Origin of the sequence: Pandoraea sp. ISTKB, from assembly GCF_001721285.1 — a bacterium.
Classification (GTDB): domain Bacteria; phylum Pseudomonadota; class Gammaproteobacteria; order Burkholderiales; family Burkholderiaceae; genus Pandoraea; species Pandoraea capi.
On record NZ_MAOS01000072.1, the window covers coordinates 56,646 to 69,312 of the forward strand.

The 12,667-nt window shown below is 64.5% G+C and carries 10 protein-coding genes, 1 tRNA gene and 2 riboswitches; of the genes, 6 read left to right on the top strand and 5 right to left on the bottom strand.

Annotated elements, in window-relative coordinates:
- Positions 1 to 217: 217 nt before the first annotated feature.
- Both A9762_RS24165 and A9762_RS24170 read left to right on the top strand, forming a co-directional pair.
- Positions 218 to 982 (top strand): flagellar basal body L-ring protein FlgH, encoded by a 765-nt coding sequence (locus A9762_RS24165; RefSeq protein ID WP_083254250.1) that lies wholly within the window; start codon positions 218 to 220, stop codon positions 980 to 982.
- Positions 982 to 1,515, top strand: coding sequence for a hypothetical protein (locus A9762_RS24170; RefSeq protein WP_069344521.1), 534 nt, complete (start codon positions 982 to 984; stop codon positions 1,513 to 1,515). The genes A9762_RS24165 and A9762_RS24170 overlap by 1 nt, the downstream gene beginning before the upstream one ends.
- Here the strand turns inward: A9762_RS24170 and A9762_RS28720 are convergent.
- The 3 genes from A9762_RS28720 to A9762_RS24190 all read right to left on the bottom strand — a co-directional run bounded on the left by A9762_RS28720 (position 1,415) and on the right by A9762_RS24190 (position 4,264).
- Entirely contained in the window at positions 1,415 to 2,596 is a 1,182-nt protein-coding gene (locus A9762_RS28720) for a hypothetical protein (protein WP_139133375.1), read from the bottom strand. The genes A9762_RS24170 and A9762_RS28720 overlap by 101 nt on opposite strands.
- Positions 2,597 to 2,809: 213 nt before the next feature.
- Complete coding sequence (locus A9762_RS24180) at positions 2,810 to 3,994, bottom strand: hypothetical protein (RefSeq protein WP_139133376.1); 1,185 nt, start codon at positions 3,992 to 3,994, stop codon at positions 2,810 to 2,812.
- A 194-nt stretch (positions 3,995 to 4,188) separates the two neighbouring features.
- Positions 4,189 to 4,264, bottom strand: a tRNA-Arg gene (locus A9762_RS24190).
- Between the two features lie 392 nt (positions 4,265 to 4,656).
- Here A9762_RS24190 and A9762_RS24195 point away from each other — a divergent pair.
- Positions 4,657 to 5,553, top strand: coding sequence for a cytochrome c5 family protein (locus A9762_RS24195; protein ID WP_069344525.1), 897 nt, complete (start codon positions 4,657 to 4,659; stop codon positions 5,551 to 5,553).
- Between the two features lie 210 nt (positions 5,554 to 5,763).
- Here the strand turns inward: A9762_RS24195 and A9762_RS24200 are convergent, their stop codons facing one another.
- Both A9762_RS24200 and A9762_RS24205 read right to left on the bottom strand, forming a co-directional pair.
- Positions 5,764 to 6,540, bottom strand: a complete 777-nt coding sequence (locus A9762_RS24200) for a metallophosphoesterase (protein WP_069344526.1) — start codon at positions 6,538 to 6,540, stop codon at positions 5,764 to 5,766.
- Positions 6,541 to 7,049: 509 nt separating this feature from the next.
- Complete coding sequence (locus A9762_RS24205; RefSeq protein ID WP_069344527.1) at positions 7,050 to 9,155, bottom strand: UvrD-helicase domain-containing protein; 2,106 nt, start codon at positions 9,153 to 9,155, stop codon at positions 7,050 to 7,052.
- A gap of 439 nt (positions 9,156 to 9,594) precedes the next feature.
- Here A9762_RS24205 and A9762_RS24210 point away from each other — a divergent pair, with 439 nt between their 5' ends.
- From A9762_RS24210 to gcvH, 3 genes are all read left to right on the top strand, one after another.
- Complete coding sequence (locus tag A9762_RS24210; protein WP_069344528.1) at positions 9,595 to 10,530, top strand: hypothetical protein; 936 nt, start codon at positions 9,595 to 9,597, stop codon at positions 10,528 to 10,530.
- 79 nt (positions 10,531 to 10,609) lie between these two features.
- A riboswitch (glycine riboswitch) is annotated at positions 10,610 to 10,706 on the top strand.
- An 8-nt stretch (positions 10,707 to 10,714) separates the two neighbouring features.
- Positions 10,715 to 10,827, top strand: a riboswitch (glycine riboswitch).
- A 181-nt stretch (positions 10,828 to 11,008) separates the two neighbouring features.
- Positions 11,009 to 12,115, top strand: a complete 1,107-nt coding sequence (gene gcvT / locus A9762_RS24215; protein ID WP_069344529.1) for a glycine cleavage system aminomethyltransferase GcvT — start codon at positions 11,009 to 11,011, stop codon at positions 12,113 to 12,115.
- A gap of 74 nt (positions 12,116 to 12,189) precedes the next feature.
- Positions 12,190 to 12,573, top strand: coding sequence for a glycine cleavage system protein GcvH (gene gcvH, locus A9762_RS24220; protein ID WP_069344530.1), 384 nt, complete (start codon positions 12,190 to 12,192; stop codon positions 12,571 to 12,573).
- Positions 12,574 to 12,667: the final 94 nt, after the last annotated feature.

The following is a 12,667-nucleotide window of genomic DNA, read 5'->3' on the forward strand; positions in this document are numbered from 1 at the left end:
CTCTCAGCTTCGGAGCCCGGCGCGTCGTGCCTCCACAAATTTTCCTCTATTTGTGCGCAGTGGCTGCACGCCCGGTTCTTACTATCCATCACGAGACTGGCCGCCGAGCCGTTCTCCTCCGACGCGTCGTGCCGCTGTGCGTCGGGTCGCTCATCGTTCATCTCTTTCGAAAGACATCCGGATACGGCATCCGGGGCCGGCGCGGGGGCGCCTCACCATGTCGAAACCGTCGATCCTTGCGCGCTCGCTCGCGTGTGTCGTGCGCCTGCGTGCCGTTCTCGTCCCTGTCATGACCGCGGTGACCCGCGCGCGAGCGTGGCAGGCGACGTGCATGACCATCGCGAGCCTCGTTGGCGCTAGTGCCGTCCTCTCCGGATGCGCCAGCCCGCAGGTCACGGCCACGCCGATGGCCGTCATGCCAATGCCGCGTGTGGCCAACGTCCAGACGGCCGGCTCGATCTACCAGCCGACCACGGCGACGAACTGGTTCGAGACGCCCGTGGCGCACCGTGTCGGCGATCTGCTGACGATTGCGGTGTCGGAGAACTCGACCGGCAGCAGCAAGTCGCAGAGCGATACCTCGCGAAGCGCGAGCGCGACGGCCAAGAGCGCCAAGGCCGACGGCGCCGACTCGGTGCTCGAGCGCTGGTTCAACATCGGCCAGCAGGCCAGCAGCTTCAAGGGCAACGGCACGAATACGTCGAGTTCGGCGCTGACCGGCACGATTGCCGTGGCGATCGTGGAGGTGCTGCCTAACGGGGCCTACGTCGTCGGTGGAGAAAAGCAGGTCATGCAGGGCCGCAATATGGAGACGTTCCGCTTCACCGGGGTGGTCAACAAGTTCGACATCTCGCCGGCCAACGTGGTGGCGTCGAGCAAGGTCGGGCAGGCCAAAGTGGCGCGCGTGGACGCTGGTCAGACTGCTGATGGCAGCAACGGCGGCTGGTTGCAATCGATTCTGCTCGACGTTTCGCCATTCTGATGAAACGCCTCGCGATGGTGCTGGCGCTGGCGGCTGTGGCCAGCGTGACCCTGGGCGGCTGCCTTTTTGCCACCCCGGCCCCGGTAATCGCCGCGCAGGTGGCCGCCACGATGGTCTCGACGGGCGTGGTGCTCTCGGACCAGTTGCCGTCGATCTCCCCGCCGACGCAGGCGGCCGCGCCGGAATTGCTCTCGCACAACATGTGCATCGAATTGCCGTCGGACGGCATCTCCGATCTGTTGCCGGCGATTCAGGGACGGCTGCGGGCATACGGCATCGTGAGCACGATCTACAGTCCGGGCACATGGCCCACGGGCTGCGTCGTGCTCAATTACAACGTGCGCCGCGCGTGGCGCAATTCCTTGTGGGGCAACGCGCCCAGCGAATACCTGGCCTACGCGACGCTCACCCTCAGCCAGAACGGCTCCGTCATCAACACGGTGTATTTCGATGGGCGCTCGTCGACGGTGGAGTCGTGGTCGGCGTCGAACTCGCGCATGGCGCAGCTTGTGGATCGGTTGGTCGTGTTCTGACGGGCAAGGCGTATTCGACATGGGCGTTGGCGCTGCCCGGGTAGGGTGGCGAGTGAAGGTGCCGGACTTGCGATGACGTTGGTGCGCTGCCGGGTAAGGTCAGCCTGGCCCGTGGGGGGCGTCCTCGCCCCGGCCGATCATATGGGGTCGTTGCACGCTTGATGATGCCGCGCACGTTACTGACGTCCAGTCGCGTGAGCTTCGCGATCTGCGTGGAGTTAAGCGTCGGATGCATTAGGTGCAGTTGACGCACGTGATCGGATTTCGTCTCGTGGGGTTGACGCGGCGTTGCCGCGAGCACCTTTTGCAGCTCGGGGGTGAGGACGACGTATCTTGGGTCGCTCCGAAGATTCGACTCGTTCGTCCCGACAAGCTTCGCGAGTCGGGCGAATGGGATGTAGGGACTGGCCGTCAAAATGCGAAAGGCGTGGTCACGATAGCTCTCGCCTTCTTTTCTTGGGGGAATCGCTGTGATCGATGCCGGCTTGCTCCGCGCGACGAGGTCGGGAGAGCGATATCTCAACGAGTGGGTATTGCAACCGACCAGATAGGCGAGTTCTTCGCGGGTCAGATCGGGGTGGTTCGCCCTGATGCGATCGGCGTGCGCCTGCACGCCCTCTTTCGGTAGGCGCGGAAAAGCGTCACGGATGGCCGCCAACGGATTGCGTGCCTTTTGAAACACCGGATGATTATCCATCTGCCATCGCGCTGCGCCGGATAGCGTTCCAATCTGTGTTCGCGTCAGTTCCGGACACGCCAGATACAGGCGCGCAGCGTATCGGATATTGCTCTCAAGCCGATAACGGCTGACAGGCAGCACCGACGTGTCGACATCAGAATCGGTGCCGGGAAGTGTCGACATCGCCTGCGCCGTGGGGGGCTCGTCAACCGTATCCGCAGCGGATGACGGTGGCGCTAAGGGAACCAATGCGTCTGGCGTGGTCGACAGGCGCGGCGCCACATAAGCGATCTGCGGCGCGCTCACGTGATGCGTTGGCGAAAGGATCGGGGATGTGCTGCCGCGGTAAGCGACGGACGCCGTCGTCGGTGCCTGACGCACGACACGGAGATCCAGCGCCATGTCCTCGCCGGATGACGGGCCCATGGTCCGCGCGAGGCGTCTCGCGTCGGCTACCGGGTCGCTGGGGCACCACAGCACGCCCGTATGGGCGGGGGGTGGTAAGGGAAGCATAGGCTTTACTCCGGCACAGCGCAGCGTGCGCCGCGCGTCATCGTCAATGGATCGCGCACACCGAACTACCGGCCGGCATTCGGTCGTGCGATACGCGTACGTTCATGTCGTTCGAGAGCCTTCCACGGGGCTGCCCGCAGGAGGATCGGGCGGCGGCGCTTGTCGAAGCGCGGCGCTCAACGCCGGTTCATCGTCTTCCCGACGCATCGTCAGCCTGCGCTCCTCCCGGAGCACATACCGGGCCACATTCGTTTGATTGACACCAGAGACGATGGCGAGATCTTCTACCGTGAACTCGGGGAAGCTGGCATGAACGCGCCGGGCATATTTGGTGTTGTCTTCGTCGGGCCATCGTGGCAATTGCGCGCGCACCCGTTCCTGTTGGGGCGTCAATGCGTAGAACATGGGGGCGGCGCGCATGTTCGAGGCGGTTGCCCCCGAGAGTTGTGCGATTTGTCTGAGGGTGAGCTTGCCGTCGTACCGATGCAAACGACGTGCGTAATGCAGCGCCGCTTCGTTGCGTAACTTCGGGACAGCCTGGGCAACACGTTGCAGGTCGTCCGATAACGCCGCACGGTCCACCCGCTTCGGATTGGGGGTTCGTGCCATCGCGAGCCATTCGATTGCTTCGTTCGGGAGGTTGGGGTACGCGTTACCCAGGCGCTCGGAGAACTGCTGGTAAGACTCGCGCGATCGTGGCGGAAACGCCAGCAGGATGCGGGTCAATTCAGGGGTGAGCTGTTGACGCGCAAATTCACGCTTGATGTCGCGTGACGGCATATCCACCACGCGGGCGATGCCGTCGATTCCGAGATGGGGCGACGTCGTCAGAAGACGCTGTGCCCATCGGATTCTCGGTTCGCCGGGCAGGCGACCCACACCGGGCGTTGTGGCGACCGGCGCAGTCGCTTCGATCATCGTCAGGAAGACCTCGCCCTCGTGCGCTTTTGGCATGGGGCCGACGTTCACTAGCGCAAAAGGTACGGCGGCACTGATCACCGGCGCCACGAAGGCGGTGGGCCGGAGGGCGGCGTCAGGCGCGGACTGAGGCGCGACAAGGGGGACAGCGGGGACGAGGGGGACATGAGATGCGGCACCGGCGAGCGGACTTTCCGGGGCGGCAGGGGCAGGCAGGGGACGTACGACGCGCAGGTCCAGGGCAATCTCCTGGCGGGCGGCGCGCGTGACAGTGTCGGACGCGGGGGCAATGGGTTGCGAGACCCGGCTGTCGGCCAGTGCCGGCAAGACGCTCGGGGAGAAATTCAGGGGGGTCGAACGGATATGCATGCGCCAAATGGGTCGGAAGCGGATGGCGCGCTACACGTTGTCGTCGAAGCATCATGACGATCGGGATCGTCCCCCGGGCCATCGACCGGATGCCAGATCGTGGCATGCACGGGTGTCGACAGCCTTCGAGATTCGCCCAATGGCCGACAAGGTTGGGGGGGCTGAACCGGTGAGGGGGAACGTATGATGCAGATTGGTGCGCCCGACTGGAATCGAACCAGTGACCCTCGGCTTCGGAGGCCGATACTCTATCCCCTGAGCTACGGGCGCTAAGCTGACCACCGGTGGGAATGCGCGAGCGCGCGTACCGGCAGGCAAAGAGGTAGAAGCATAGCGGTTTTGCCGCGTGACGTCCATGCCCCGTGCATTCCCATGCCCCACAATGCGGCAATTCGCTATCGGAAGCCCGTCGGGCGCGGTTTTGCTGTGCATGCAACGCGGCCGCATTTTGCGCAGAAAGCACGCGGAACACCGCTTTGGCTTTCGCGTAAGTTAGGGAAAATACGGGACTTTTGCGGCGTCTGCGCACCGCCTTGGCATGTCATCGGCCGAGGGTTTGTTGCTACAATGGTTCGTTATTTTGACTGGATGGTGCCAGCTTCCCATGCGAGCTATCCGGTGTGATGCACTCGGTTTCCACAAAAACTATTGAGAGATCCCGCATGAGTGAAGCACATAACGAGCACGAGTCCCTGATCAAAACACCCAAGCAGCTCATCGCCGCCATCATTGCCGGTTTTCTCGTTCCCATCGTCATCATCGTCTTGCTGGTCAATTACGTGGGCAACAACGCCCTGACCGGTGCCGGCAGTTCCGCCATGACCGAAAAAGCCATCGCCGAGCGCATCGCGCCCGTGGCCCACGTCGAGATCAAGGATGCCAACGCACCGCGCGTCTACCAGACCGGGGAACAACTCTATAAAGCCGTTTGCGCGGCCTGCCACGCCTCCGGGGCCGCAGGTGCACCCAAGGTTGGCTCCACCGAAGACTGGGCGCCTCGCATCAAGCCCGGTTACGACGAAATGCTCAAGATCGCGCTGGCCGGCAAAGGCGCCATGCCCGCGCGCGGCGGCACCAGTCCGGACGACGTGACGGACTACGAGATCGGCCGTGCCATCGTCTATATGGCGAACGCCTCGGGCGGCAAGCTGCCGGAACCGGCGCAGCCGGCCCAACCGACGCCTGGCGCTGCCGCGCCGGCCTCGGGGGCACCGGCCGCGGCTTCGGGTGCGGACGCCGGTAGTGCGGCTGCGGCTGCCGCCGCCATGGCGTCGCTCAAGACTGCGGCGCCCGCAGCGGCCAGCGCCGGCGGCAATCTCGACGCCGGCAAGAAGCTCTACGACACCGTCTGTATGGCCTGCCACGCCAGCGGCGTGATGAACGCACCGAAGTTCGGCGACAAGGCCGCCTGGGCGCCGCGTATCGCCACCGGTATCGAGACGCTGCACAACGCGGCCATCAAGGGCCTGAACGCCATGCCGCCCAAGGGCGGCGCAGCGGGCGCGTCGGATGATGACGTCAAGGCTGCCGTCGACTACATGGTGAGCGCCGCGAAGTAAGCGCCGCGCCTGTCGTCGCCGTCGGCGATGCCGCAATAAAAAATCCCCGCTTCGGCGGGGATTTTCGTTTCGACGCCGGCTCACGCCTTCGGCGCACCTCTGAAGTCCGACAGTCGGGGCGACAGTTGGGGCCGTGGCCCGTGCGGACCACCGTCCGGGCGCGCAACGCCTGTCTCAGACGAACACGCAGACGACCACGCAGACGACCACTCAAACGCGCACGATCATCTGCGGATCGAACGCCGGATTCTCCACGCGTCCCTCGAAGCAATAGCCACGGGGATTGCACAACACCCGGGTGTGCCCAACGCGATAATCAAACGAATCATGCGTATGGCCATGCACCCATAGCACGGCATCGGACTGGTCGATGAGCGAGGTCAAATCCGAAATGAATGCCGGATTCACGAGCGATCCCGCAAAGCGCGGATGAATGCTCTGGGGTGTCGGCGCGTGATGGGTGACGACCACCGTCGGGCCGTCGTGCGGTGTGGCCAGTGTTCGGGTGAGCCAGGCGACGTTCTCGCGACAGAGCGCCGCGCAATCGTCAGGTGTGAAGAAAGGCAGATCGGACCACGGCGCGGCCGGGTCGCCGATGCGAATCCGCGTGAAGTCGCGCACGAACTTCTGCGACTCCTCGACCACGGCGTCATGTTTGCCCTCGGTGTCGTACAGCGCGAAATCGGACCACAACGTCGTCCCCACGAAACGCACGCCGCCCAACGTCAACGCACTGCGCTCAAGCAGATGGACGTTGCTTCCCACCGTCAGACGTCGCAATTCGGCCAGCGTGCCGGCGAGCGTCGCACCGTAGAACTCGTGATTACCGGGAACGTAGATGACGGGGCGTGGCAATTGCTTCGCCCATTCGATCGCTTGCGCCGGACGGCTGATGTCGCCGGCAAGAATCGTCACATCGGCTTCGACGTCGGGAATGGCCAGCGGCGCCACGGACAAATGCAGGTCAGACAGGATATGCAGTCTCACGCACCACGCTCCACAAAACTTGGGGATCGGTGCCGCACACGCGTCGCCGGGGTGAGCGTCGGGCATCGGATGGCCGGACGCGGCAGGAAGGTGTGGGCATTGGGCCGAAATCAACGCGATTTGCGTTATGTTTCGCCCGTTTTTTACCGACTATCACCCGCGCTGCGTCGATGGTCAAGATATCTTTGTCTTCGAAAGGATGCGCTCCTATAGTGAAACTTCACCTGATTTCATCCGACGAGAGGAGGCGAGCCTATGCGAAAACTGATGGTGGCAGTCCTGCTTTGTTTGACCGGTCTTGCGGGCGTTGTCGTGGCGTCGAGCCCGGCCACCGCGTGTGACCAGACGTCTTCGGGTAGTGGCAAGTAGCGTTTCCAGCAGCAAGCCAGCATTGGCTTCACGGCGCGCCTGCTGCCGCCGACAGCCCCGGTAAGGACGTCGCCGTTCCTCAGACCAGCCCCCGTACGCGGGGGCTATTCGTTTGTCCGCAGAGGCGGACGCCCGGAGACTCAGGCGCCGGACGACGACGGTGTCTTGTTCGCGCCGCCCGCGAGCATCGCCTTCAGGCTGGCGAGACGGTCCTTGGGCGACATGGGGGCGTCTTCGGGTGGCGGGGGCGGCGCTTCGTCGAGTTGCATCTCGGGCACGAAGCGCGACACTTCGCAGGAGTACGTCTCACGGGCACGCTTGCGCTTCTTGCACCACGACAGTTGCAGCGTGCGTTGCGCGCGCGTGATGCCGACATACATCAGTCGACGTTCTTCCTCGATCTTCTCGGCGGTAACCTCTTCGTCTTCGCGAAGGTGCGGCAGGATACCTTCCTCCACGCCGACGAGAAACACGTGCGGGTATTCCAGTCCCTTCGATGCATGCAGTGTCGACAGACGCACGGCATCGGGATCGTCGCCGTCGCGGCCTTCGAGCATCGACATCAACGCGATGGTCTGCGTGAGTTCCATCAGACTCTTGGCGTCGTCGTCCGCGTCGAGCGAATCGAGCCCTTCGGCAGTGGCCGACGTCTCGCTGCGGGTACCCTTGCGCTTCATCCATTCGAGGAATTCGAGCACGGTGGTCCAGCGCGACTGCGCCTGACGTTCGTCGAACGTGTCGTACAGATACGCCTCGTAGTGAATGCCTTCCATCAGGTCGTCGATGACCTCGTTGGCCGGGTCGCGCGCCGCACGCGCCGCAATGCGCTGGATGAAGTCGCAGAATGCACGCAGCGGGTCGAGCTGACGCGGTTGCAGACGCGCTTCGACCGCCCCCATGTAGACGGCTTCGAACAGCGACACCTTGGCCTGCCCCGCGAAGCTGCCGAGCACTTCGAGCGTGGTGCTGCCCACACCGCGTCGCGGTGTCGTCACGGCACGGATGAAGGCCGGGTCGTCGTCCGGATTGGCGAGCAGGCGCAGATACGCGCACAAGTCCTTGATTTCGGCCTTGTCGAAGAACGACTGACCGCCGGAGAGCACGTAAGGAATGCGCTCGCGCCGCAGCACCTGCTCGAAGATGCGCGCCTGATGGTTGCCGCGATAGAGGATCGCGTAATCGCGAAACTCGGCGCGTCGCTCGAACTTGTGGGCGGACAGGCGAAAGACGACCGACTCGGCTTCGTGCTCTTCGTCATTCATTGCGGTGACGGTGATCGGATCGCCGAGACCGTGTTCGCTCCAGAGCTTCTTCTCGAAGATTTTCGGATTCTTCGCAATCACGTTGTTCGCCGCCGTCAGAATGCGCGACGTCGAACGGTAGTTCTGTTCGAGCTTGATGACTTTGAGTGTCGGGAAGTCGACCTGCAACTGCTTGAGGTTTTCCAGTGTGGCCCCGCGCCAGCCGTAGATCGCCTGATCGTCGTCGCCCACGGCGGTGAACGCGGCACGCGGCCCGGCGAGCAGTTTGAGCAGCAGATACTGGCAGGTGTTGGTGTCCTGGTACTCGTCGATCAGCAGGTAGCGCAGCTTGTTCTGCCAGCGATCGCGCACTTCCTCGTCGCGCTCGAACAGCTCGGCGGGCAGCCGGATCAGATCGTCGAAATCGACCGCCTGATAGGCCTGCAACGTCGCCATGTAGTTGCGATAGACGAGGGCGGCCTGATGCTCGTCGGCCGTCTCGGCAGCGGCCAGCGCGACTTCCGGGGTGACGAGGCCGTTCTTCCAGAGTGAGATCGCCGTCTGCACGCCGCGAATCATCGCCTTGTCGGTGGTGCCGAGCTGCTCCTGAATCAGGCCGAAGCAGTCGTCGGCGTCGAGAATCGAGAACTGCGGCTTCAGTCCGACGTTCTCGGCTTCGCGTCGCAGAATCTGCACGCCCAGCGAGTGGAACGTACAGATGGTGAGCTGATTGACGGGAACCTTGCGGCCCTCTTTGCCCGGCGTGGTGAGTGTCTTGCCTTCGAGCTGCTTGGCCACACGCTCGCGCATTTCGGCAGCGGCCTTGTTCGTGAAGGTCACGGCGGCGATGTGCTTTGGCTCGAAACCCTTCGCTTCGATGAGCCACGCGATCTTTTGCGTAATCACGCGTGTCTTGCCGCTGCCCGCGCCGGCCAGCACGAGGCAGGGGCCGTCGAAATAGTGCGTGGCTTCGTTCTGGGCAGGATTGAGCGGAAAGGACGACATGGTGTGACGCGATGGGAACGAGGAGTGACAACGGAAGCGATGGCCGCGTGCGGCATGCCTGATGAGAACCGCGACCTCGACGTCATCCGAACGTCCAGCCGCTTCATGGGAAGCGGCTCGTGTGCTCAGGGGCTCAAGGTCTAAGGGTTCACGGGCGACTGACGGGCATGCGCCGGGTGGTGGGCAAGTCTATCACGCAGGTGGCACGCCGCCGTGACACGCCGAGGGCGTTGCCAGCGTGTGTCATCTGTGCGGTGTCGACTGTGGGGCCCACGCGACGGGCGGCCGCCGACGTCATGGGACGTGCTGGCGTCGACGCCGACCGGGTGCCTATAATGAATAACGTTGCCATCGTGGTGAGGTCGCCGTGCAATGCCCAACCTGCGGGACGAACAATGCGACGCGCGCGCTGCACTGTGTGAAGTGCGGCGCAACACTCATGGACGCCGAACCCGGCTTTCGGGATGACGGTCCGGGTGCCGCAGCGGCGGCCGGCGTCACCGGCACCGCCGGCGCGGTCGGGGTCATCGGCGTGATCGATTCGCTGGGTGCGCCGTCGCCCGGTCCCGACGATGGAACGGCTGACACCTCGCCGTCGGCGTCACCTGCCTCCAGGCGCGCGGGGCGTGGCAGCGGCAAGGCTAACGAAGAGCCCGGCTGGCTCAATAGCGCACTTGTCATCGGGACGGCCGTCTTCGCCGCCATCGCCCTGCTCGGGATCTGGTGGAATCTGCGCGCCCCCTACGTCGACCCTGTACCTAAACCGCCCGGCGGGCTCGCCGTCACCCCCTTTAATTCCGGGAACGACGCGCCGGTCGTGACGCCACAGCAGGGCGGCCCGGCGAACCAGACCAATCAGACCAGTCAGGCGTCCGCCGCGACCGCGCGTGCACAGGCGCTCGCCGCCGTGGACGCCGCCGCTTCCGACGCGGCCGCCGAGGTGGCCGCCACGGCCAGCGCGGTCAGTCCGCCGCCGCTCTCGGCATCTGCCGCAACGGCTGCCCTGACCGCTGCCGCGACCACGCTACCTGCGCCGCCCGCCACGAAACCGGCACCCGACGAGATGATGCAATTGCTCAGTCGGCGCGAAGGCACCGACACCACCGCACGTCCCACCGCGAATGCCGATCTGCCCGCGCACTACGACGGCGGCGACATCGGCCCGATCGCGGCGGCCGAGGCGCAGCCGCCAACGTCTGCACCGGTCGCCTCCGCGCCGTCTGCCGTCAACACAATCGCGGCGGCGCTCGCGCAATGCGAACGCTATCGCTGGTTCGAGGTGATACCGAAGCAGCGCTGCATCTGGGCCGTGTGCAACGGACGTTGGGGCAAGGACGGCTGCCCGGCGGGTACGAATCCCGGCGAATCGCGCTGACGGCATCACGCCGAAGGTATGGAAAACCGGGCCGTATTTACGGCAAATTGACAGCCTTTGGCTTTCCCCGTAAAGTGCGCGAGCGTGGTCGGGAGAGCGCGCCGGGAAGCACATGCCGGCGCCGCCGAAGGGGTAATACCCATAAACTCTCAGGCATCAAGGACCGGCCGCGCCGAGGGCATCGCCTTCGATCTCTGGAGAGCGGTTGCCGTGTGCGAGACACGCGGGCAACCCACCGAAGGGGCCGGTCAGTACGTACCGGGCAATCTCTCAGGTACCAAGGACAGAGGGGTCATCTCGCCAACTGGCATTGCGCAGGGCAAGTGCATCAGCACGCGCCGTATGAGTTGTCTGCGCCAAGTGCCGGTCGTCGAGATGACCCCTTTTTGCATTTTCGGACGATGCGTCGCGCGTGGCTTTCGCGGGGCGGCATCTTCCGGAATTCATGAACCTTGATGCCTGACGGCCAGATGCCCCGATGACCGAACTCAAACGCACCCCGCTTAACGATACGCACCGCGCCGCCGGCGCCCGCATGGTCGATTTCGGCGGCTGGGACATGCCCGTGAACTACGGCTCCCAGATCGAAGAGCACAACGCCGTTCGCACCGACGCCGGCATGTTCGACGTCTCGCACATGTGCGTGGTCGACCTGCACGGCCCGAGCTGCCGCGAATTCCTGCGCTTCGCCGTCGCCAACAACGTCGACAAGCTGCAAACCCCGGGCAAGGCGCTCTACACCTGCATGCTCAACCCGAGCGGCGGTGTGATCGACGACCTCATCATCTATTACATCGCTGAAGACTGGTTCCGCATCGTCGTGAACGCCGGTACGGCCGACAAGGATCTCGCGTGGATCGGTCAGCTCAACGCCCACGGCGACTACAGCCTGACGATCACCCCGCGCCGCGATCTGTCGATCGTGGCCGTGCAGGGGCCGAACGCTCGCGCCAAAGTCTGGCAGGCCGTGCCGGGCAGCCAGGCCGCGAGCGAAGCCCTCAAGCCGTTCAACGCCGCGTTCGCCAAAGACACCGCCTTCGGTGAGCTGATGATCGCGCGCACCGGTTACACGGGGGAAGACGGCTTCGAAGTCATCGTGAATTCCGACCACGTGGCGGCGCTGTGGAAGGCGCTGGTCGCCGCAGGCGTGCGTCCGGCCGGTCTGGGCGCGCGCGACACGCTACGTCTGGAAGCGGGCATGAACCTCTACGGTCAGGACATGGACGACGACGTGTCGCCGCTCGACGCCGGTTTGGCCTGGACCGTCGAGAAGGAGAGCGAGCGTACGTTCGTCGGCAAGGATTCGCTGCTCTCGCGCGGCCAGACGTGGCGCTTCGCGGGCCTCGTGCTCGACGGCAAGGGCGGCGTGCTGCGCGCGCATCAGGTCGTGGTGACGGACGCGGGCGACGGTGAAATCACCAGCGGCACGTTCAGCCCGAGCCTCCAGCAATCGATCGCTTTCGCCCGTCTGCCCAAGGGCGTGCCGGACGGTGCGACCGTGCATGTGCAAATTCGTGACAAGCAATTGCCCGCACGTGTGGTCAAATTACCGTTCGTGCGTCACGGCAAGGCCGTGGTGGCCTGAGATCGGCGCCACGGTGCGGCGACACGAATTACCGAAAACCGAATACCCCAAACACTGAATCCCGGAGCGTCAACATGGCGAACATCCCCGATAACCTCAAGTACACCGAGTCCGACGAATGGGCCCGCCTCGAAGCCGACGGTACCGTGACGGTCGGCATTACCGACTTCGCACAGGAATCGCTGGGCGACATCGTGTTCGTCGAGCTGCCTGACGTCGGCCGCACGGTCGCCGCCGACGAAGCCTCGACCGTGATCGAATCGGTCAAGGCGGCTGCCGATGTGCACTCGCCGGTCAGCGGCGAGATCATCGAAGTCAATCAGGAAGTGCCGGGCTCGCCGGACCTGATCAACGGCGACGCCTACGGCAACTGGCTGTTCCGCGTGAAGCCGTCGAACACGGCCGAACTGGACAAGCTGCTGAACGCCGAGCAATACGCGGCGAAGATCGGCGGCTGATGCCGACACACGGCACCGGGAGGGCTTCGGTCCCCCCGGTGCCGCTGACTTACCGATCTACCGATATTGCCCCGCCGTCACTTGCCGTGATCGA

Coding starts and splice junctions, on each gene's coding strand:
- A9762_RS24205 (WP_069344527.1), bottom strand. CDS start 9,155: ATGTCGTCCTTTCCGCTCAATCCTGCCCAGAACGAAGCCACGCACTAT.
- A9762_RS24180 (WP_139133376.1), bottom strand. CDS start 3,994: ATGCATATCCGTTCGACCCCCCTGAATTTCTCCCCGAGCGTCTTGCCG.
- A9762_RS24165 (WP_083254250.1), top strand. CDS start 218: ATGTCGAAACCGTCGATCCTTGCGCGCTCGCTCGCGTGTGTCGTGCGC.
- gcvH (WP_069344530.1), top strand. CDS start 12,190: ATGGCGAACATCCCCGATAACCTCAAGTACACCGAGTCCGACGAATGG.
- A9762_RS24195 (WP_069344525.1), top strand. CDS start 4,657: ATGAGTGAAGCACATAACGAGCACGAGTCCCTGATCAAAACACCCAAG.
- A9762_RS28720 (WP_139133375.1), bottom strand. CDS start 2,596: ATGGCGCTGGATCTCCGTGTCGTGCGTCAGGCACCGACGACGGCGTCC.
- A9762_RS24170 (WP_069344521.1), top strand. CDS start 982: ATGAAACGCCTCGCGATGGTGCTGGCGCTGGCGGCTGTGGCCAGCGTG.
- A9762_RS24210 (WP_069344528.1), top strand. CDS start 9,595: ATGGACGCCGAACCCGGCTTTCGGGATGACGGTCCGGGTGCCGCAGCG.
- gcvT (WP_069344529.1), top strand. CDS start 11,009: ATGACCGAACTCAAACGCACCCCGCTTAACGATACGCACCGCGCCGCC.